The 20,305-nt window shown below is 56.2% G+C and carries 19 protein-coding genes; 9 read left to right on the top strand and 10 right to left on the bottom strand.

The features are described 5' to 3' along the window. Positions 1-109 precede the first annotated feature (109 nt). The 4 genes from IT444_03675 to IT444_03660 all read left to right on the top strand — a co-directional run bounded on the left by IT444_03675 (position 110) and on the right by IT444_03660 (position 3,502). Positions 110-976, top strand: a complete 867-nt coding sequence (locus IT444_03675; GenBank protein MCC7191862.1) for a flippase-like domain-containing protein — start codon at positions 110-112, stop codon at positions 974-976. A 223-nt stretch (positions 977-1,199) separates the two neighbouring features. Then, on the top strand, positions 1,200-2,273 hold the full coding sequence (locus tag IT444_03670) for a Gfo/Idh/MocA family oxidoreductase (protein MCC7191861.1): 1,074 nt from the start codon (positions 1,200-1,202) through the stop codon (positions 2,271-2,273). Positions 2,274-2,360: 87 nt separating this feature from the next. After that, positions 2,361-3,062, top strand: a complete 702-nt coding sequence (locus tag IT444_03665; GenBank protein ID MCC7191860.1) for an NAD(P)H-hydrate epimerase — start codon at positions 2,361-2,363, stop codon at positions 3,060-3,062. A 122-nt stretch (positions 3,063-3,184) separates the two neighbouring features. Continuing rightward, the gene (locus IT444_03660; protein MCC7191859.1) at positions 3,185-3,502 is read left to right on the top strand and encodes a hypothetical protein; all 318 of its coding nucleotides are present in this window, start codon (positions 3,185-3,187) and stop codon (positions 3,500-3,502) included. A gap of 106 nt (positions 3,503-3,608) precedes the next feature. On the opposite strand, the gene IT444_03655 is transcribed toward IT444_03660, so the two are convergent. The 5 genes from IT444_03655 to IT444_03635 form a co-directional block, all read right to left on the bottom strand. After that, entirely contained in the window at positions 3,609-4,376 is a 768-nt protein-coding gene (locus IT444_03655; protein ID MCC7191858.1) for a choice-of-anchor N protein, read from the bottom strand. Positions 4,377-4,775: 399 nt separating this feature from the next. Next, positions 4,776-5,633 carry an ABC transporter permease gene (locus tag IT444_03650; protein ID MCC7191857.1) on the bottom strand — a complete coding sequence of 286 codons (858 nt, stop codon included), beginning with the start codon at positions 5,631-5,633 and terminating at the stop codon, positions 4,776-4,778. A gap of 31 nt (positions 5,634-5,664) precedes the next feature. Then, entirely contained in the window at positions 5,665-6,012 is a 348-nt protein-coding gene (locus IT444_03645) for an STAS domain-containing protein (protein ID MCC7191856.1), read from the bottom strand. Between the two features lie 73 nt (positions 6,013-6,085). Further along, a complete protein-coding gene (locus IT444_03640) occupies positions 6,086-6,541 on the bottom strand; it encodes an ATP-binding protein (protein ID MCC7191855.1) in 456 nt (151 codons plus the stop codon). A gap of 108 nt (positions 6,542-6,649) precedes the next feature. Beyond that, positions 6,650-7,027, bottom strand: coding sequence for a HEAT repeat domain-containing protein (locus tag IT444_03635; protein ID MCC7191854.1), 378 nt, complete (start codon positions 7,025-7,027; stop codon positions 6,650-6,652). Between the two features lie 51 nt (positions 7,028-7,078). Between IT444_03635 and lipA the strand changes: the two genes are divergently transcribed. After that, positions 7,079-7,990, top strand: coding sequence for a lipoyl synthase (gene lipA / locus IT444_03630; GenBank protein MCC7191853.1), 912 nt, complete (start codon positions 7,079-7,081; stop codon positions 7,988-7,990). Positions 7,991-8,076: 86 nt separating this feature from the next. Here the strand turns inward: lipA and IT444_03625 are convergent, their stop codons facing one another. The 3 genes from IT444_03625 to IT444_03615 form a co-directional block, all read right to left on the bottom strand. Beyond that, positions 8,077-8,874 carry a hypothetical protein gene (locus tag IT444_03625; protein ID MCC7191852.1) on the bottom strand — a complete coding sequence of 266 codons (798 nt, stop codon included), beginning with the start codon at positions 8,872-8,874 and terminating at the stop codon, positions 8,077-8,079. A gap of 610 nt (positions 8,875-9,484) precedes the next feature. Further along, positions 9,485-11,749, bottom strand: a complete 2,265-nt coding sequence (locus IT444_03620; protein ID MCC7191851.1) for an MFS transporter — start codon at positions 11,747-11,749, stop codon at positions 9,485-9,487. Positions 11,750-11,798: 49 nt separating this feature from the next. Beyond that, positions 11,799-12,542, bottom strand: a complete 744-nt coding sequence (locus IT444_03615; protein MCC7191850.1) for a hypothetical protein — start codon at positions 12,540-12,542, stop codon at positions 11,799-11,801. Positions 12,543-12,710: 168 nt separating this feature from the next. On the opposite strand from IT444_03615, the gene IT444_03610 reads away from it, so the two are divergent. The 4 genes from IT444_03610 to pyrF are packed head-to-tail and all read left to right on the top strand — an operon-like array spanning position 12,711 to position 17,373. Next, positions 12,711-14,363: a hypothetical protein gene (locus tag IT444_03610; GenBank protein ID MCC7191849.1), complete on the top strand. Its 1,653-nt coding sequence runs from the start codon at positions 12,711-12,713 to the stop codon at positions 14,361-14,363. Between the two features lie 32 nt (positions 14,364-14,395). Then, positions 14,396-15,439: an ABC transporter substrate-binding protein gene (locus IT444_03605; GenBank protein ID MCC7191848.1), complete on the top strand. Its 1,044-nt coding sequence runs from the start codon at positions 14,396-14,398 to the stop codon at positions 15,437-15,439. Next, positions 15,414-16,433, top strand: coding sequence for an iron ABC transporter permease (locus IT444_03600; GenBank protein ID MCC7191847.1), 1,020 nt, complete (start codon positions 15,414-15,416; stop codon positions 16,431-16,433). Before IT444_03605 ends, IT444_03600 begins: the two co-directional genes overlap by 26 nt. Beyond that, positions 16,420-17,373 carry an orotidine-5'-phosphate decarboxylase gene (pyrF, locus tag IT444_03595; GenBank protein ID MCC7191846.1) on the top strand — a complete coding sequence of 318 codons (954 nt, stop codon included), beginning with the start codon at positions 16,420-16,422 and terminating at the stop codon, positions 17,371-17,373. Before IT444_03600 ends, pyrF begins: the two co-directional genes overlap by 14 nt. 15 nt (positions 17,374-17,388) lie before the next feature. On the opposite strand, the gene purH is transcribed toward pyrF, so the two are convergent. Together purH and IT444_03585 are read right to left on the bottom strand one after the other, a co-directional pair. Next, positions 17,389-18,969 carry a bifunctional phosphoribosylaminoimidazolecarboxamide formyltransferase/IMP cyclohydrolase gene (gene purH, locus IT444_03590; protein MCC7191845.1) on the bottom strand — a complete coding sequence of 527 codons (1,581 nt, stop codon included), beginning with the start codon at positions 18,967-18,969 and terminating at the stop codon, positions 17,389-17,391. Positions 18,970-19,114: 145 nt separating this feature from the next. Further along, a complete protein-coding gene (locus tag IT444_03585) occupies positions 19,115-20,224 on the bottom strand; it encodes a PQQ-like beta-propeller repeat protein (GenBank protein MCC7191844.1) in 1,110 nt (369 codons plus the stop codon). Positions 20,225-20,305 lie beyond the last annotated feature (81 nt).

The raw sequence follows: 20,305 nt of genomic DNA, 5'->3' as shown, positions 1-20,305 counted from the left end.
ATCATTCTAGCACGCATGATGAAAAATCGGAAAGAGATGCGAAAGAGACCCGCTTATGTCGATTCGATCATGCCGTCTGAGACTTTTATAGTCGGTTACGATTTGCCGTATGGCACTGGTGAAAAGGCCGTTGTGGATGCGGTTTGCCGGACTGGCTCTCGGTATGGTACTGGTGGCAGCTGCGGCTTGGTTTGCGTTGAGACATGTCGATCTTTCGCTGCTCAAGAGTGCTGCGCCGTGGCAGGTTACGGCCATTCTCACAGCGGTGGTCGCCAACATTCTGGTGACGGCGACGCTGTTCTGGGTGGTGACAAAATCTTTCGACACTCATCCGCCGGTGACATGGACACAGATGCGGGCATTGGTCGCCGCAAGCGGATTGTTGAATTATCTCGGAATTCAAGCCGGTTCTATCAGCAGAGCTGCTTATCTCAAAGCCCGCAACAATCTGCCGGTGATGCAATCGGTTGCCATCCAATTGGTGGTGGTATCGGTGAGCACCGTGGTTTCGGGTGTCGTTGCCTTGACGCTGGTCGGTCTGAGCGGACATTTCAGCCAAGGGTTTGCATTGACGGCAACTATCGTCGGCGTGGTAGGGTGCGCCCTGGTGACATCTCCAATCGCAAAAGGAATGCTTCGCCGCCCACTCGTATCAGCCTGGTCATGGGCCCCGTTAAAAGCACTCGATCTGGCGTTGACTGCGTTACGGGTATGGGTGTCGTTTCAGATCGTCGGCCGGGAAATTTCACCATCCGCTGCCTTAGCAATGGCGGGGGGAATAGCCGTGGTGAATCTGCTTAGCGTCACACCCAACGGACTGGGCTTGCGTGAATGGGCGGTCGCAGTGATGGCGTCCGTCATCGATCCATCACTATGGGCGGTTGCGATGGTGGCGACACTGGTTGACCGCGCACTCGAAGCAATCGTACTCATTGTGACAGGGCTGGCATCAGTGGTGGTTTTGCGACGGCCGTAAATAAATCGATTTTCAGTACATGATTTACGTGAGGGCAGACGTGGTGTTGTAATATCTGCTAATTCAAGAGGTTACCGAATAATGTCTGAGCAGGATTGCTAAAATATTTCCTCCACGTCGAATTTTGTCTGGTTTTCATTTCGGGCAAAGTTGATCCTCTCTGCGGTCTCCTGATAATGACGGGTTCGATTTTCAATCTAACTTCAGATGAAGGATTTAAACCATGAGTAGTGAACCGATTCGTTATGCCGTCGTGGGGCTTGGCCGGGCGGGATGGGACATTCACGTCAAGTCGCTGCGTGATCGTGCGGACGCCAAAATCGTGGCAGTGGTCGATCCCGTCCAGGAACGGCGAGACGAAGCCGCGGTTGCTTTCGGGTGCAAGACCTACACGAGTCTTTCCCGTGTGCTGAAGCAATCGGATATCGAGGTCGTGGTGATTGCGACGCCTTCGGTCATGCACTGCAGTGACACGAAAAAATCACTCAAGGCAGGCAAGCATGTCGTCGTTGAAAAACCGATGGCGATGAGTGTGGCCGAGGCGGACAGCATGATCCGTGTCGCCAACGAAACGGGCAAGAAGCTGTTTGTTCACCAGAACTATCGATTTTTCCCGGAGTTTCACCATCTCAAAGGCGTGATTGAGTCCGGTATTCTCGGCCGCTTGTATCACATCCGATACAGCTTGATCAATTTTTCCCGTCGCAACGATTGGCAGACACTGGTACGCAATGGCGGCGGTGTCTTGAACAACACCTGCCCACACTCGATTGATCAGGCGATCCAGTTTGCAGGTGCTCCGATCAAGGATTGCCTGGGGGACCTCCAGCAGATTGCGTCGGCAGGAGATGTCGAAGACCACGTTAAGGCACTCATGCGTGCGGAAAACGGCGTGACCATCGATATGGAAGTGTCATCAGCGCAGAACCTCGGAACTGCCCCTTATAAGTGGGTGCTCAGCGGCACTTGCGGCACCTTGGTGATGGATGGCGCAAAATCGACGATTCGCTGGTTCGATCCCCAGGCTGCACCTCCTCTGGAAGTAGTCGATGGTCCGGCTGCGGATCGCAAATACGGCAATGCGGACAAACTCCCCTGGCAGGAAAAAACGGTCGATGCAACCGCGCCAGTGTCGTGCAATTTTTATGACAACGTGTTTGGCGTGATCCGACGCGGCGAGCCGCAGGTAATCACCAGCGAGTCGGTGCGCGAGGTCATCCGCGTCATAGCCTTGATCCGCAAAGGCACACGGTTTCCGGGGAAAGTGACGACCAATGCTCCCGCAGCCAGCGTCTGAGTTGTCGCTGACTGACTTCGTGAGCAGATCGCCTGTATCGTTTGTCATGCGACGGCTTATCAGGCCGTTGCAGGATAGGGTTGAGAAATGGAAACACTCAGCCGCGAACAGGTTCGGTTGCTGGATCGAATCGCCATCGATGAGTTGGGGATTCCCGGTGCTGTGCTGATGGAGAATGCTGGCAGCGCAGTTGCTCAGGTCGTGTTGAATCAGCTCAAGCGATTGCCTTCCGATGCGATTACTCAAAATCGTGTCGCGGTGGTGTGCGGCGCGGGTAATAACGGCGGCGATGGGTACGTCGTAGCCCGTTATCTGCATAACGCGGGAATAACCGTTGAGATTTTTCCCGCTCGTGATCCGGGGGAGCTGCGAGGCGATGCCCTGATATTCGCCACCGTTGCTGCACGAATGGGTTTGCCGTTACGGATGATTCGAGACGAGCAGGAGCGGAAGGCCGCTCCGAACTGGGAAACGTACGCAGTAGTCGTCGATGCCCTGTTGGGAACAGGTTTCACCGGCTCACTCCGCCCGCATTTTCGTGCGGTGATCGAGAGTATGAATATCGATCGTAGATGGACCACCATCGCTGTGGATGTGCCGTCAGGTCTGGATTGTGATACGGGCATGCCGGCGGAAGTGACAGTGGAGGCGGACACCACCGTGACCTTTGTTTCAGCCAAGCGAGGTTTTGGTAACAAAGCGGCGTCACAATATGTGGGACAGATCGTCGTGGCTGATATTGGTACGCCGCCAGAGCTGGTTTTCCGGGTTCGTAAAGCCCTGCCGTAAGCTTCTGCGAGCCGCGCGTTGACGGAGAAGTCATTTTCCGCGATACTTTAGGGCTCGCCCGATAGGGCACATTATGCAAACGGCGGAATCGGATCGCACTGAAGCCGCCAAGGAAATCAGCCATGCTCGATAAGATTGCCCCCGGTAGCAAAGTCCAGGTCAAGGTCGTCAAGAGGCCGACAAACGCAGCGGCCAGCAAGACCATCGTCCGGCTGCTTAGCAAAGACAAGTCGGTAAAGAAGGATAACGAGCGGCTGCGCAAGGCGAGGCAGACGCACTTCCGTCAAAACCGTCGCGGCGGTCGCTTCTGGGATGTCAACGTGGTCAAGCAGCATCCCGTGGCTGCTGAGCCTGGCACGAGCAAGACCATCGTGGCTACGCTTGATGTGCTAACCGATCTCAAGAGCGTCAGCCGCTTTGTGGAAGTCACCAAGGCTTGAGTTAGCTGCGGGCTTGGTTTTCCCAAGTTGTGAAATAGCGAAAAGAAAAAGGGCCTGCGTATGCAGGCCCTTTTTTATGCGCGGAAAGAGGTCAAACAAAAGTCGGTCAGCGGGAGCTGCGTCGTGTTGCGCCAAAGCCGGCGGCGAGTAGTGCCAAGCCGCCAAGCATCGCTGTTACAGGCTCAGGAATGGCGGGTGGGTTGGGCGGCGTGCCCGTCCCCGGACCAGTACTGGGGGCGCTTTCCGCATCGTGAGAGAACGGAGCAAAATCGTCACGATCGATATCTCCACCGGTACGGACGACTTCGTTATAAAGATCAAAGTGAACGATACTACCCGGATCTAACCCTGAAACATCCACGACCCAGGAGTAATACAGAGCACCCAATCCAGGATGAACGAGCGGACCGTCGCCGGTGTCATCTTCGCTGTTGTAGGGTGCATTGGTCTGGCCGGGCACAAAGTTAAACTGAAACTCCTTGAAAAACGTCGGGAATACGCCGTGCTTGGACAAGTCATTGGCGTCGAACGCAATATTTGCCTCACTCGGCGGAGTGCCATAGACCATGTCGGCGGTGGCGTTCACCACCGTGCCGCCAAAGTTAAAGCTGCCCAGAGTGGCACCGCTTGAATCCGGCGGGGGAAAAACCGCGGCGGAAACGAAATAGTCCCGTGTGAAGTTGAACGTGGAAGGATCACCTTTGACCAAGGCCGTCAGGATGAACGGATTGGACGAAGCGACCACCGTTTCAGACACGGGATCGTACACCCCGCCGGTGATATCAAGTTGAAGCGTCGGTACGGCCATCGCGGCTGTGCTGCATGAAAGCGCACAACCCGCGACCAACGTCGCAATGCGTGAATGCAATGTCATATGAATCCCTCTCTTTGTTATTTCAAGACGATCAGAAGATGTGTTTCAGGGAAACAATTCCCTGCCCCCAGCTTCCTAATTTACAAGTGTCGAGATTAGTATCCCGACAGGTCAAGAATAATGCAAGAAATGCAAAAAGCAAGTAAATTAGTAAAAAATACGCAAGTATTTTAATAACAAATTGTTATATCAACAATTTTTATCCAATGGCCTATAATACCTCGTTGGGTAAGTCCTCAATACATATCAAAATCCCAGCTCTGAATATCTACGACGGTAGGAAAGCAGCTTTTCTCGGACGGTAACCCGAACCGTATCTGGCGCGAATGCGGCTTGTTCGGAGGGCTGGAAATGTCGTTATGGAGCCGAAGGTTGGTTTTCGGTATAGCTTGATAGGGATCACGTCCAGCCGAGCTTGTAGAAAACGATCGTGAACAGCATGTCCGTGAAGATGATCGACACAATCGAATGGACGACGGTGTTGGTCGTAGCTCGTCCGACACCAGCCGCGCCGCCCTCGACTTTGAGGCCGTTGTAGCAGGCGATCCCGCCGATGATGCCTCCGAAGACGCCGGCCTTCCATAACCCGGTCAGGAAGTCAGCAAGGTCGAGTTGCTCGATCGTATTGCTGATATACACCTTTGATGGGATATCGAGGACCATGACCCCGGTGATCCATCCGCTGATGACAGCCACCATATCCCCCAGCACGCAGAGGACGAGCAGAGCGACGATCGTAGCCAGCACACGAGGCACGACGAGAAAGCGGATGGGATTCAGGGCGTGAGCTTGTAGGGCCTCGACTTCTTCTCCGACGACCATCGTGCCGATCTCCGCAGCGACAGAAGCACCCGCGAAACCGGTGAGGACAATCGCGCTGATGAGCGGCCCCAATTCTCGAAATACGGCAATACCGACGATGTTGGCGACCTTTTCCGTCTGGCCGTACTCCGCCAGCGGTGGTGCCATCTGAAAGGCGAGGATGAGGCCGATGCACGCGCTGACGAGGCAGATGACGCCGACGGATCGCACGCCAAGCCGGACCATTTGTGAGTAAATCGCCGGTCGTCCGACGCGGACCTGACGGAGAATCATGCTCCGGTAGATCCACCCGCCCGTCTGCGAAAGCAACGTCGCCAAACCCCCGATGTACGCGATCCCATTGACCACCGGCCTGCCAAGCGCGTTGAGCCCGCGAATGATCGCGCCGGAACGATGAGGCGCATGAGCTGCATCGTGTACGTCAGCTTGGGACATGGTTTCCGTTCAGCGAAGGCGATTGGAACAATCAGGCTTTGGCTGCGGTGTCGCAGTTATCCACGATCGTAAAGACCAGATTAAGGCGGGCGATCTCGAAGATTCCTCGCACCTTGGGCTGGAGACCGCAGAGGACGAGCTTACTGCTGGCTTTGCGCTGGATTTGCAGTACCTCGACGAGTGTCGCCACACCTGAGCTGTCCATGTAGGGGACGCCGGAAAGATCGAGCACCATCCGACCGGGCTTATTGCCCAGCAGAGTCAGAAGTTCGCTGCGCAGATCGGGTGATCGACTGAAATCAATTTCGCCGTGGATGCTGACCATCATGCCGTCATCCAGCGGTTGCTGCTTGGTGATGATTACGTCCGACTTCGCCATTGCACACTGCCTTTATCGCACACTTCGGAAGATGCTGAAAGATCATGCTACATCAGATTTGCTTTTTCCGCATTCAGATTTTCGTCATGGCTGTGACGGCTGGTTTAGCCAGCTTGAGCATTCTCAGGCGGATTCCCTTGCCGCCGGGTCGCGCCAGGTATTCCACTTCATCCATGACCCCCGTGATGATGTGAACACCCAGTCCGCCCGGACGAACCTCCTCCAATGCGCGTCCCTTGATTCTCGTTAGGTCCACACCTGTGCATTCGTCGTCAATGATGATTTCCATACCCGACGCACCGTCGCGCGTTACAGGCGTGATCCGCACCCAGATCGGCCGGTTCTTCTCTCCTTTGTAGCCGTGTCGGATGACATTGGTCATCGCTTCGTCGGCAGCCAGGGTCACTTTGCCTGCCTGTTCTTCATCCAACCCCATGCGCAATGCAGCAGCCTCTATCGCTGCCCGGACGACCGAGAGATACCGAGCCTGGCTCAATATGCAGATCGTGATATCAGCGGATTCTGGCATGGGGGTGTCACATCAGGGGGCGTGGCCACTCCATACACAATAGCCGGGCAGTCTGAAATATCGACCGAACAGGCGTTTTCGCTTGCGACCAAAAGAAACGGGCAAGTCCTATGACGACGGCTTGCTTTGAGCGGACGGCTGAGAAACGGCGGGGTTCAGCCCGAAACGGCCGTCACGGACAGCCTGTTCCCACGCATCCACGCACTCACGGCGTTCGTTCACGCTGCCGTAGGGATTGAATCCCAGCCGTTCTCCTGTGATTTTTTCTAGGGCATGGATTGCCATCATGCGGACGGCGGGATCATCGTTGTCGAGGGCTTCTACTAATTTGGGGATGGCGGACTTGTCACCTGCTTCACCCGCTTTGCGCACGGCGTAGAGTTTGGCGGCAGGGTTGTCGGAATCGAGTGTGCCCTGGCTGGCGGGTGGTGCGCAGCCGTTGATGGCGAGCAACGTCACTGTGAGGGCGGCCAAGCCACGCAGCATGGAGGCCATGCTAGAAAGACTCGTCAGCCACGGCAAGCTAAACTCTAGGAAATGCCCGTATCACTTTCACACCTGATTATTGATAACGCAGGCCGCGACTACATTCGCCGCCGCAAACCGGACTGGCTGCGCGCCCGACTTCCCGGCGGCGCGGGTTACCAACGATTACGCTCGATCATTGATGAGCATCGGTTGCACACCGTCTGCGAATCAGCCAAGTGTCCGAATATGGGCGAGTGCTGGTCGCGTGGTACCGCCACGATCATGATCCTCGGTGACGTGTGTACGAGGTCGTGCGGATTCTGCCATATCGCGACCGGTAAGCCTCCCGAATATGACACGGATGAGCCTCGCCGCGTTGCCAAGACGGTTGCCCTCATGCGGCTGCGACACATCGTGATCACCAGCGTGAATCGTGACGAGCTTCCTGACGGCGGGGCGGCCCTGTGGGCGGAGACGATCCGTCGCACACGGGAGGCGTCGCCCGGTACCAGCATCGAAGTGCTGATTCCCGACTTCTGCGGAAACTGGGACGCACTTCAACTGGTGATTGACGAAAAGCCGGAAATACTCAACCACAACATGGAAACGGTTCGCCGCCTCTACCGCGTTGTTCGCCCGCAGGCGAAATACGATCGCTCGATCGAATTACTTCGCCGGGGGAAAGAACAGGGGCTGACCACTAAGACGGGAATCATGGTTGGTATCGGCGAGACCGACGACGAGGTGGAAGAGGTCATGCGCGATATCGTTGAGCGATCAAGCTGCGACATTCTGAGCGTGGGGCAGTACCTCCAGCCGACCCGCGATCATCTACCCATCACCCGCTGGGTGACGCCCGCCCAGTTTGCCCATTACAAGGAATACGGCGAGGCGCTTGGTTTTCGTCATGTCGAGTCCGGCCCGCTGGTTCGATCAAGCTACCACGCTGAGGACCAGGCTCTGCATTTGAATGACGTGTGATTACCGCTGGGACTCAGGCAAAACAGCGGGAAGACGGTCTTGCCGTCTTCCCGCGCTTGCGATGAGTTGGTTTTCTCAGCTCTCGCTCAGGCGCTTCGGCGAGTCCGGCGAAGCATGAGCATGCCGCCCAGTCCGATCAGGGTGAGCGAAGCAGGTTCCGGCGTGAGCGAGAGATTCTGCACTTCAAACACGGCGTTGTTGATGGCGTCATGGACCACCGTGAGGCTCAGCACATTGTAGTTTGTATAGGCAGCTTTGATCGCGGAGTAGGTGTAGTTACCCGAGGTCAACGGAGCACCGGGGGCCAGCCCGGAGCCATATGCTACGTACCATGCGTCGGTGTCGGAGTTCGGCGTATTGAGCAGGTTGCCGGTGGAATAGGTTCCAGGGGCCGGATAGCCGATGGTGTCAACCAGATAGGGCGTCACCATGAGAATGTCATCACCCATGGCATTGGGGTTTCCCGCGCCGTTGGCACCGATTTCTTCGATGCCATTGTTGTTGATGTCAACAACCAGAAACGCGCGAAGTGAACCGCCGCCAAATCCGCCGGAGACGATCTCATAGTCGAAAGAGAGCGATTGCAGGACGCCGAATTTGACCAGCTCACTTGGGTTGAACCGCAGGTTTGTGAAGTAGCCGTATGACGGCGGAGTGGCATCGACGATCGGCGGGCCGGGAGGTGAAGATTCCATGTGGGCACCGGCTGGACCTACAAATGAGGCGTTAGGATGAACCTCAACGCCATAGGCGGTGATATCGCCTTCAAGAGCGTAGCTTCCGGGAATGTTTGGTGCAGCTGACGCTGCGGTCGCTGTCAGCAGAAGATAGGCAGCACTCAGGGCCAGCGCGAACTGTGCGATTGTCTGGTTCCAACGAGTCATTTTCTCCTCCTTCTTTGAATGACGTGTAAAACTTTTACGGTCCCAAGCCATCTACCCACGGAAGGTTGAAGTGAACCCGTGAGTCAGACAGCCGACGTGTAGGAGACAAACCCCGTGCCAGATAACCGGGGTCAATCACGTTGTGGTTTAAACCCGTGGAAAAACAGCAAATTCAAAATGAGAAAATATTGAAAGCTCAGTTCATGGGTGTGATGTTGAAACCATCGAGCGATTGCTATTCTCAATAAGCATTCGGTCGTCAATGGGTTAGAGAGATATGTTTTATTTTGGAACAGGGGTGTGATTTTAATACCACTACTCAACCTGAATCTTGAGACTTTGAATTAACCTGGCTATCTTTCGATTTCAAACAATAGCCAACTCAAAATCACAACAGGTTCCGCATTATTTACAAGATTTTGCCGTCTTTTGGGGTGTTTTATGTCTCCAATTTCTTTGTCTTCTGCTGTTCGCGCAAGGCGCATAACTGCCTAAGACCAAAAAAGTCATACGCAACAGCTATGCCAACACGTGAGTTTTTCGATACACACAGCGGGTATCGAGTGAACTTGGGCAAAAGGTATTGGTGCGGGATGACCAGAGTGTGCGATTACGCCGATTCTTCGACGCCGATGTGCATGCAGTGAACTGCGAGGATGACGTATTCCATTCGTGTTTCACCAAATTGATCAATGGCGTCCACGGCATCGGCTAGAACGATTTTGACCGCGGAGCGGAACACCCCATTTTCTACCGCTCCGGCCAGAACACGAAGCTCCGAAACGCCTCGCTGCATATCGCCATTCCCGAAGTAATTGGCGGTTCGCACGATGACGTGTTCGAGAGTGGGATTATGCGTCTGTGCGTTACTCACGAGGCGGGAAAGCTGCCGCCGAAGTCCCAGTACGACGCCCGCCAGAGCATCACCGGGATCTTCGGTCATTCGACGCCAAAGGCGAACCGCTCGTTCGTCATCGCCGAGGATCGTCGCGACCGCCAGTGCCGCCTCACGCCGATACCGCTCGATTTCAAGTCCGCGGAGAAAAGCCAGGAGATCGGGCAGAGCTTCGGTGCGATCAAGCGATCCGAGTGCCGCAGCAAAGCTCAGTCGCGCATGAATGTCCTGCTCATCACGGAAAAGTTGAAATATTCGCGGGCCGGAGTCTTGATCCCTCAGCATCGCCAGTGCGCGTGCAGCCCGAGCGCGGAGCAATCGCGAGTTGCCGTCGAGTGCTTTGCGCAGGGAGTTGATCGCCGCCGGATCACCCATTCGTCCCAGCCCCCATGCAGCCATCAGCGATAAGTCGGTGTCAGTACCCTCCATGACCTCGATGAGCGATTCGGTGAGCCTATGGTGCGGCGCGGTACGGGCGATGGAGATGACAGCCTCATAGCGCACGTTGAAGCTCGGATCGCGCAGACCTTCAACGAGTTCGTTGACGGAGAAGGGGCTGCGTGATTGGCCGAGACGCTCGATCGTTGCGACACGTTGTGGTTCCTGCCCGGTGAATTGGTGGTAGGCGATCATCGCCTGCAGCGCGGTCAAGGGACTTCCCTGGAAGAACATGGATACGAATCGCGATGTCTCGATTCCGCCTGATACGGGCATGCGGCTCAGCGTCCAGACCCCAAGTCCTAGTCCGCTCAGACATACGAAGAACAGAGGCGTCCAGGCATGAATATGAATCGGCCCCAGAGTTCCCATGAGATTTTTTACCGAATCGAGATCGAGGACGGCACCGGTGGCCAAGGGCACGATACCGCTGCTCAGGCCGACGATCGCGGAGTGAATGGCGATGTAGCCGGTACGGTTTTCCTGGGGCACGAGGTTGACGTAAAAGTATCGACCGTAGCCGATTGTCCAGCCTGGTGTAACCAGACCGACAACAAAAATCAGAATGACTGCAAGTGTAAATGTGAGATTGCTGTTGAGCGGCAGCAGGAGCAGCCCTATCGGGTAAATCGACATCAACATGAGGTTCAGGATCATCACCGGCTTGCCGCCGTAACGATCCGCTGCCCAGCCCCAGAGGAAGCACGACAGCAACCCCGCAGCCAGATAGATTGAGTCAAGGAAAAAAATCTGGTTGGCTTTGAGGTTGGCTTGCTGCCTGTAGAACAACGGGAGGAACGACGCCATCGCCAGCCAGCCGAACGTCACCCACATGGTTCCGATCTCGAACGTCCACAGGCGACGGTCTTTCGAGGCACTGAGGATTTGTCCCCAGCGGCCATGCTCTTTTTCCAGGTTTGGTTGGGGTTCGCCGTCGGGGACGCGGCTGTAAAACAGCGTGGAGGCGAAGCCAAAGAAAGCTGCAATGGTGAAAAGAATCTGAAACCGAGTCAGTGGTGCGTCGCTGGCCAGCATCCAGCCGACCGCCGCAGTCGTGGCGGTGCCGGCCAACACGGTCAGAATACTCTGCACCGCGGTGTACTTGCCTCGTATCGTGGCAGGGATGAACTCATGCGACCAGGAACTCTGCGCACTGACCGCGGTCGATCGACAGATGGAAAAAAGCACGATGATCGTGATGGCGAAAATAAAAGTGACCTGCGTACCGTAGTGGGCCTTAATCCACGGTGCCGCGATTAAGCTCGCGAGAATGACCTTTCGCCCACCCCAAAACCAGAGAAAGACACGCTTGTAACCGACTCTTGCGGCCCATGGCAGAACGAAGAGCGCAAGAATATCGATAAAAGGAAAAATCGAGATCACGACGCCGATCTGTTTTTTATCCAGTCCGAGCTTATCGAGAAATAGCAGCAGAATCGTGCCGGAAAGGGCTAGATAAAAGTGGACGATGTTGGCAGTATCGCCCGCCAGTGCCCATGGCAACTTCTGCACTCGTTCCGCGTTGGATAGTCCGGTCTTCATCCGTGGGGCGATAGGTCTAATCGAGCGGAGCGATAATTGCCAGTTCCCCCTAGCCGATGAGTGACACTGTTGCCCGGTACGCGGTGATCGCCTCAGCGAGGTACTCGCTGAGATTGCTGATCGTCTTGATCGGTTGAAGCATGATCGGTCCAGCAAAACCGCCGCGTATCAGTTTACTGAATAAGTCATGGTAAATGCGGTCGGTTGGATCGCTGATGGCGACTGAGCATAAACGAGGCAAAGCCAGTTGTAACCGGGATTCGAGTTCTTCATCGCTGAGGTTGGGTTCATCGACCAAACTGAACACCAGACCAAGATCAGCTTGGTTGACACGCATTCCAAGTCTGACTGCATGCTCAATGGACTCCAGCCATGATCCAGCCTGTGGACGAAGCACTACACGCAGACCGTTGGAAGTTGCGAGGTCGAGTACGCGACGAATCAAGTCGATAGCCCGGCCATCCGCACGAGCCGCAGAGGTGCGATCGTGGATTGACGAACTCATCAGTGTGAGCTCGATCAGCGTGTCTCGGTCGGCCAGAAGTCGAGTGACTTCGACCAACGGAGCAGAAAACTTCCCCGTTGCCACATCACCGGAAATCTGAACGGAGAGCAAATGGAGATTATGGGCATCCATTTGATCCAGCAGGATTTTTGCTGTCTCTACGTCATTCGGGTGCTTCATGCGGGTGCCAAGCCCCGCATACCCTAATTGGCGCAGAAGAGAAACACGTTGCGTTGTCGTAACGGTGGATGGAAAAAGCGTGTCAGAGACAAAGAAACCGCTAGGCATGACAACAAGTTAGAGCGTCCATTCCTCCCCGCCAAACGTCGCCATGCGTGGCGTTCGCTATTATGTGCCCTAATGTAAAACCGCCGGGTAATCTGCCGGGCAAGTTACCGAGCAAATTACCGATCTATGTGTCACGTCGATGGCACGAGGTCGGTTCAAGGGTTCTTCATGTCGGAACGTCAGGTCAACCCGTACCGAGTGCAATTGGAAGGCATCGATTGGGTGTCGCTGTTGCCGTTCTTACGGCTCTTCCGCTCCTTTCGCATGGCGATCCATCCTGCGAAGATTTTTACCGCGCTTTTTCTGGTGGTCCTTCTCTACCTGAGCGGGCGATTACTGGATGCGATCTGGGGGCGTGTGGTTTATCGCGGCGAGATCGTCCAGCACAGTACCGAGCCTCGTGAACAGTTCAACGAGTGGCTCAAGGCCCGCGAGCTTGATTCCCGCAGCGATCTGCTCGTGGCGGTGTACGGCATTGATATGGGGAGCGTGACACGCGATCAATTCATCACCTCGCCCGACCGATTCGCAATGGCGATTCAGTTTATCAATGCTCATTACAACACCCAGCGTTCCAATGCGACCAAGGCTTTAACGAATGATTCCGCGACTCGGGAGTTTCTTGATCGTGAGCTGGCGCAAATCGAAACAAAACGTCGAGCGAGAATCGCTACCGTTCTGGAGATCGAACCGGATGGCATCTTTGACGCCGCGTTACGGTTTGAGGTTGATGCGTTCGAGCGGCTGCTGACCGCAGCAGTTTCGCTGAATCTGGGATACAGCGAATTATTGCAACGGCCAATGCTTCAAAATTCCAACCACCTTGAATCGCATGGCAATGCGAGCGTCATCGGGGCGCTGAAAGATATGTTCATCACGGTCCCCGGTTGGCTGTTCGACGTGCACCCGGGTTTTTTTGCGGCTTTCTGCACCATCGGATTTATTCTGTGGACCATCCTGGGTGGGGCGATCGCTCGAATGGCTGCGCTTCACGCTACACGGGATGAGCGAATTGATCCCAATGAGGCGATTCGGTTTTCCGTCAGGCGTTGGCCTTCGCTGGTTTTTGCGCCTGTTATCCCTCTGGTCGTCGCAGCGAGCATTGGTCTGGTGTTGTTTCTCTTTGGGTTGATTCTTTTTGGTATTCCAGGAGTTCATCTCGTCACGGATATCCTTGGCGGTCTGCTGTTTGTAGTTGTTATCGTGTTGAGCTTCGCGGTGGTGTTACTGCTCATCGGGTTGATGCTCGGGGCGAACCTTCTGTATCCGGCTGTGGCGGTGGATGGTGCTGACGGGTTCGATGCCAACAGCCGTGCGTTTAACTATGTCACCGGCCGACCGTGGCAACTCCTTTTCTATACGCTGGCGGCACTGGTGTATGGTGCGATTACCTATCTATTCGTCGCTGTGGTGGTTTTTCTGACCCTGCTTTTGGCGCATCAGATTGTGGGCTGGGGGGCGGGTGTTTTCATGAATTCGCCCGAAGGGATCGACCGATTTGATCAGCTTTTCCGTGAGCCGAACTTCGGCCGCCTCGCATATAACCCCGAATGGTCATCGCTGCGAACCACGGGCCGGGTGGCCGCGGTCCTCATCATGGTCTGGACCTATCTTTTTGTCGGTCTCCTTGGCGCGTACGCCATCAGTTATTACTTCACCGCACAGACGTGGATTTATTTATTGCTGCGACGCTCGGCTGACGGAACGGAGTTTGACGATGTGTATGTCGGTTCCAAGTCAACTTCACAAGCGCAGTCGCCCTCTTTACCCGATAAGGTTGAGCGTGGTACGACCTCCCCAGGCGGTGGAGCGTCTGCCTGAGCGGCTTTGACGCTACCCTCGCTGGATTTAGGATGACGACTATGTTGATGCGATTCCGGGCACTTACTCTGCTTCTGCCGTTGATCGGCATCCTGATGCTGGCTGGCTGCGATCAGCCGCCTGATGAAGTGATGACGGAGGATATGGAGATCACGCCGACTGTCGAGCCGGTGCGGATCATCAGCCTTGCGCCGGCACTGACGCAAATGTTGATTGATCTTGGTGAGAAAGCAGCCATCGTCGGAGTAGCGGAGAACGACAATGTCGCGCCTGCCGACATACCCAAGGTCGGCAATTTTCTGGATATCGACTCCGAGGCGGTCATTCGACTCCGACCGACAGTCGTAGTGATGATGACGGGCAAGGATGGCGTGCCGCCTCGTCTGCGCGAACTGGCGGACAAGGAGAAGTTCGATCTTCTCTCCTATCCCTCTCCGAATAACACCAGCGAGGTTGCCAACATTCTTTACCGAGAGGAAGTAATACCGACCACGCAGCCGGATGAGCCGAGCCTTGGTTATCACTTCCAGATCACGGAAACGGCTCAGAACGTCAAATATAAGTTGCTCATGGATCTCGCCAAGCTGAGTGACTTTACCTCAGGGGTTGAACCCAAGCCTCGCGTGCTCGCACTGATCAGCACAACAGAGCTTGGAGGCAGCGGACCTCACACCATCCTTGATGAACTCATCAAGCGGGCTGGCGGTATCAATGTGCTCAAAGACGAAAAACTTGGTTACGTCACGCTCGACCGTGAGATGGTGCTGGGGCTTAAGCCGGACGTGATTCTCATCGTTTCTCCCGGCGCGTCGGCTCTAGGCTCCATTGATACCGACAGTCGGCTTTCCAACCTGAAAGGGCTCGATGTACCGGCTGTAACTCACGGTCGAATTCATCTGATCAACGATCCCGCTGCGATGTTGCCCAGCACAACCATTGGTCGTGTATCGGTGGCGATCGCCAAAGCCATTCACCCTGAGCTTGCAGCTCAGATTGACCATGCGATGGCGGCCAATGCCGCAACCGCGCCGTCTGAAAAGCAGCCACACCATGACGTCACCCGGCCTGCTCCCTGACACAAAGTCCGACGGGCTGGCGCGCACCGCGGCGATTCTTCTGGTGCTGCTGCTGATACTGGCAGCCATCTCCCTCCTGCGCCTCTGTGTGGGTACTCAGGATTTCGGCTGGCCGGGAGATGATTCCGTCCTGGAGCTGCGCCGCCTCCGGATGTTTTCGGCCATCGTTGTTGGATCGTCGCTGGCGGTGAGCGGCGTTGCCCTTCAGGCGTTGTTGCGCAATCCACTGGCGGAGCCATTCATCCTCGGTCTTTCCACGGGAGCTGGTGTGGGGGTCATGGCGCAGCTTGCGCTGGGGTATTACATTCATCGTCATATGGGGGCCACACAGATCGGCGCCACGCTAGGGGCCGGCGTCACCATGCTTGTCGTCTTTATCGCAAGTCGCAGACGCGGCACGATTGATCCAATCGGTTTGTTACTCGTGGGTGTCGTGCTCAGCACGATCAGCGGCGCGTTCATCATGATCCTCCAGCAACTCGTCCCCGGTGGGGCGGTGCAGGATGTGGCGCGATGGATGCTGGGATATATCGAGGAAGGACTCGACCGTTGGGTGTACCTGGCGGTCACTGGAGTTGCGGGGCTATCCATCATCACCATGCTGATCTGGGGGCAGGCGATGGATGCTGCAACCTTTTCCGAGGTTGAGGCGGAGAGCCTCGGTGTTCCGCTGCGGGCGTTGCGCGTCATTCTGTTTGTCGTTTCCACAGTGCTTGCCGCGGGAGCCGTGGTGCTGGCCGGCCCCATTTCGTTTGTCGGGCTTATCGCCCCGCATGTCGCCAGACTGCTGCTTGGGCCGTCGCATCGCGCGTTGATCGTAGCTGCGGCCATGATCGGTGCCGTGTTAATTCTCGGAGCGGATATGGCCAGCTCGATTCTTGCGTATAAACTTCACATTGGACGCCTGCCTATGGGTATCTTTACTGCTCTGATTGGTGGGCCAGCCTTTTTGTGGATGCTTCGACCGCAACTCGGTCGTGGTGTCGAAAGTTAATCGCAGGAGATTTACCATCGAATCATTCGCCGACCGTCTGACGGCCAAGTGTCGCGAGAAGGGATCGCCGGTCTGTGTCGGCATCGACCCCGTCTGGGAACGTCTGCCTTCATCTGTTCGCGCCAAACATCGGGATGCGGATGACTCACCTCATGCGGGCATCCGACTTGCCGCCATTCATGAGTATTGTTCCGGCGTTCTCCATGCCGTCGCTCCTCATGCGGCCTGCATCAAACTCCAGTCCGCCTGTTTTGAGCGTTATCTTTGGCCGGGAGTCCAGCTTTACCATACGCTCGTCAACGAAGCCGCCAACCTTGGTCTGCTCATCATCGGAGATGCGAAACGCGGGGACATCGGCATCAGCGCGGAGCATTATGCCGCGGGCTGCCTCACCGATGCGCCGTTTGCCGATCTGGATGAACCTGCTGCGCCCGACGCGTTGACGATCAACGCATACCTGGGTGATGACAGCATTCAGCCATTCATTGATGCTGCTCGCGCTCATCAGAAGGGTCTCTTTGCCCTCGTGCGCACCAGTAATCCCGGCGGTGATGCGATACAGACGCTGCAACTCGCCGATGGTCGCAGTGTCGCTGATGCTGTCGCGGCATTGATCGCCAGGCTTGGAGATCAGCCGGGAAACATCGGGCAGAGTGGTTTCAGCCTGCTTGGTGCAGTGGTCGGCGCAACCAAAGCCGAAGACGCCAGACGACTGCGCGAGCTGATGCCGCATCAGATTTTTCTGGTTCCCGGATTCGGTGCCCAGGGCGGCAAAGCTGATGATGTGCGGGCGTGCTTCAATGCTGATGGCCATGGCGCGATTATCACCGCGAGCCGTTCTGTTCTTTACGCTTACGAAAAGCCGGCGACTGATGACTGGATGGGAGCAATTGAAGCCGCCGCGGTCAAGATGAAAGCCGAAATCAGCGCACTTCTGTAGTCGTGGGATTCGACTTCAATGCCGGAAGTGTCGCCGGCCGGTAAATAACATCGTGATGCCTGCTTCATTGCATGCAGCAATGGTGTCGGCGTCTTTGACGCTGCCGCCGGGCTGTACGATCGACTTGACCCCTGCCTTGATGAGAATGTCCGGTCCATCTCGGAAGGGGAAAAATGCGTCACTCGCAGCAGCCGCACCTTGAATCCGGTGGCCGGCTTTCTCGACCGCCAAGCGACAACTCGCCAGTCGGTCCATCTGCCCCGCGCCGGCACCGATCAACATCTGATCCTTCACCAGGCACACCGCGTTTGACTTGAGATGCTTGACCGCAATGGCTGCCAACCGCAGGTCAGCCAGTGTGGCATCACTCGGCGCTGGGCCGGCGACATGTTTCCATTCGGTTGGATCGAACGGGGCAAGGTCCTTGTCCTGAGCAAGCAGTCCCCCGGCAATTTGCTTCAACGCCATTTCCGTCGTGCGGCGGGCTGGATCGGGCAATGGACCCACAGCCAGAAGACGCGTGTTCTTCCAGCGGTCCTGGAGTAGTTTTAAGGCGTCCGCATCAAACGAAGGGGCGAGGATCACATCGAGTTTGTGCTTCACCGCGGTGATTTTTTCAGCGGTGACAAGATCGACCGGACGATTCAACGCGATGATGCCGCCAAATGCCGCGACCGGATCCCCTTCATAGGCCTTCTGAAAGGCAGTCGGTAGATCGGACGCCACCGCGAAACCGCATGGATTCGCGTGTTTGATGACCGCAGCTCCAGCGTGTCTGGAGGAGTCGATTTCCTTTACCAGTTCCAAGGCTCCGTCGGCATCGTAAAGATTGCAGAACGATAACGGGATACCGTGAAGCTGCCTGGCCCGGACGATGTTGGCCTCGTCCCAGTTCGGATCAGCGTACACCGCACCGTTCTGATGGGGATTTTCGCCGTAGCGCAGTTGGTAGGGCACGCGGTTATATCGCGGCGCGAGAATATCCGGGAACCGTCCACCGCTGGGGCCGCCAAACTCGCGCTGTCTCATCCATGCGGCAATTGCTGCGTCATAGGCTGCGGTGCGGGCGAATGCCGAGTTCGCCAGCCTGCGACGCAGGTCCAGCGTTGTTGCGCCTTGATGATCGTCAATATCACGGCAGACAAAGTCATACTGAGAGGGGTCGGTGACGACGGCTACAAAGCGATGATTTTTCGCTGCCGATCGGATCATGCTTGGCCCGCCGATGTCGATATTTTCGATGGCGTGTTCGTCACTGACGCCGGGCTGTGCAATTGTTTTTTCAAAGGGGTACAGGTTCACGCAGACCAGGTCGATCGCTTCGATGCCGTGCTCATTCATCGAGCGGACATGCTCTGCGTTATCCCGCAGTGCGAGCAGTCCGCCGTGAACACGGGGGTGGAGCGTCTTGAGTCTGCCGCCCATCATCTCAGGAAACTGGGTGACCTGATCGATGGACATGACCACGACGCCAGCCTGTTCAAGAGTCTTAGCAGTTCCGCCGGTCGAGATGATCTGCACCCCATGTGCAGCCAACCGCTTGGCAAATGGGACCAGATCGGTCTTGTCGGAAACGGAAATCAAAGCACGCTTGATGCGAACGAGATCGGACATGGTGTGAAGCTCAAAAATAACAGGCGGGGGTGCCCAGACATGCCGAACGTCGGCTATCACTCGGAATGTACCGCATCGGCATGTCCAAGGCTGTCGGGGGTATCGGGTCTTGTCGCAGATGACGGATTTATTGTCCCTTATCAAGACGCTGAACTTGGCCATCCGCCGCGATGAGGATCAGGCTGTTGTCCGGGCCGACCATCACCTTCTGAACCGGGGCGATGGGCACTTGCATGAGTGTCTTGCTCGACTGGTTATCCACCAGCAGGAGGCTCGCGGAGGTATAGAGTAGAAGTTTCTGGTCATTGAGCAGCAGGGGGGTCGGTTTGCCGGGTAACTTCCAGAGCTCTGCTCCGTTGAGAGGGTCGATCGCAGCCAGTTCACCGGTGGGCAGAGGCAGGTAGAGAGTGCCGCCCAGTGCGGTCGGCGATCCCCGTAGAGCAGCCGTTGCGCGGTATGTCCAGCGGTCTTTACCATTGATCCGATTCAAAGCTCGGAACGTCTGATCGTCGCTGGCGACAAAAACACCATTGGCGTTGAGGATCGGTTTGGCTGATATCTGCGCCAACGCCCGTCCGTACCAGAGCAGTTCTCCCGTGGTCGAGAGCATCTTGTAATTACCAGCACGATCCGCGACGAAGACGTCGTTCCCATCCACCACCGGTCGGACCAGAATGCCTTCCGGCGTGCTCATCACCCACGCGCTGTGTCCGGTGACGGTGCTATGCGCGAAAATCTTTCCTGTGAGGCTGCCGAAAATGAGATTCAAACCACTGACCGCGGGACCATCGGCTACGGAAGATTGCAGATCGCCGATGCTCAGCTTCGTTCCTGTGTCAGCGGCAATGGCGTAAACACGATGGCCGGTGTTGATGTAAATCCGGTTGCCAATGCGAACCGGTTCATATAACTCATCCGTCGCTTCACCCACGACGTTACGCCACAAGGTTGAGCCATCACGCACGCTGACGGCACGCACCAGGTTTGACGGTTGCTGGATGACGATCAACTGATCGTTGAGCAGCGTGATCTGACTGATCCATTCATTGGGACGGATCGTCAGATCAGTAACCCATCGCTGTGTGTAGCCCAGCTTTTGCAAGGTGTCCACCTGTACGGGCTGTACGGGCGGGGCTTCGACGGCACTTGTGCTGCTGGCGGTCGGGGTTGAGTGTTGGCAGCCGGTCAGAACGGCGGCGGCCAGCACCAGTGGTGTGGCCCAACGGAGAGTCGTCATGCGGTTGCTCCCATCGGCACGTCTTTCGACGGCCGGACTGTCAGTATCGAACCCGTGCGGGAAGTGGTCAAGCTCGCTATG

This window comes from Phycisphaeraceae bacterium, from assembly GCA_020851465.1.
Taxonomy (GTDB): Bacteria; Planctomycetota; Phycisphaerae; order Phycisphaerales; family Phycisphaeraceae; genus JADZCR01.
The sequence above is the reverse complement of the archived record's forward strand: the minus strand, read 5'-3'. Positions and strand labels throughout refer to the sequence as shown.

Coding starts and splice junctions, on each gene's coding strand:
- IT444_03675 (MCC7191862.1), top strand. CDS start 110: ATGGCACTGGTGAAAAGGCCGTTGTGGATGCGGTTTGCCGGACTGGCT.
- IT444_03620 (MCC7191851.1), bottom strand. CDS start 11,749: ATGAAGACCGGACTATCCAACGCGGAACGAGTGCAGAAGTTGCCATGG.
- IT444_03655 (MCC7191858.1), bottom strand. CDS start 4,376: ATGACATTGCATTCACGCATTGCGACGTTGGTCGCGGGTTGTGCGCTT.
- IT444_03670 (MCC7191861.1), top strand. CDS start 1,200: ATGAGTAGTGAACCGATTCGTTATGCCGTCGTGGGGCTTGGCCGGGCG.
- IT444_03585 (MCC7191844.1), bottom strand. CDS start 20,224: ATGACGACTCTCCGTTGGGCCACACCACTGGTGCTGGCCGCCGCCGTT.
- IT444_03650 (MCC7191857.1), bottom strand. CDS start 5,633: ATGTCCCAAGCTGACGTACACGATGCAGCTCATGCGCCTCATCGTTCC.
- IT444_03640 (MCC7191855.1), bottom strand. CDS start 6,541: ATGCCAGAATCCGCTGATATCACGATCTGCATATTGAGCCAGGCTCGG.
- IT444_03615 (MCC7191850.1), bottom strand. CDS start 12,542: ATGCCTAGCGGTTTCTTTGTCTCTGACACGCTTTTTCCATCCACCGTT.
- IT444_03600 (MCC7191847.1), top strand. CDS start 15,414: ATGACGTCACCCGGCCTGCTCCCTGACACAAAGTCCGACGGGCTGGCG.
- IT444_03625 (MCC7191852.1), bottom strand. CDS start 8,874: ATGACTCGTTGGAACCAGACAATCGCACAGTTCGCGCTGGCCCTGAGT.
- IT444_03635 (MCC7191854.1), bottom strand. CDS start 7,027: ATGCTGCGTGGCTTGGCCGCCCTCACAGTGACGTTGCTCGCCATCAAC.
- IT444_03605 (MCC7191848.1), top strand. CDS start 14,396: ATGACGACTATGTTGATGCGATTCCGGGCACTTACTCTGCTTCTGCCG.
- IT444_03610 (MCC7191849.1), top strand. CDS start 12,711: ATGTCGGAACGTCAGGTCAACCCGTACCGAGTGCAATTGGAAGGCATC.
- IT444_03645 (MCC7191856.1), bottom strand. CDS start 6,012: ATGGCGAAGTCGGACGTAATCATCACCAAGCAGCAACCGCTGGATGAC.
- IT444_03665 (MCC7191860.1), top strand. CDS start 2,361: ATGGAAACACTCAGCCGCGAACAGGTTCGGTTGCTGGATCGAATCGCC.
- lipA (MCC7191853.1), top strand. CDS start 7,079: ATGCCCGTATCACTTTCACACCTGATTATTGATAACGCAGGCCGCGAC.
- IT444_03660 (MCC7191859.1), top strand. CDS start 3,185: ATGCTCGATAAGATTGCCCCCGGTAGCAAAGTCCAGGTCAAGGTCGTC.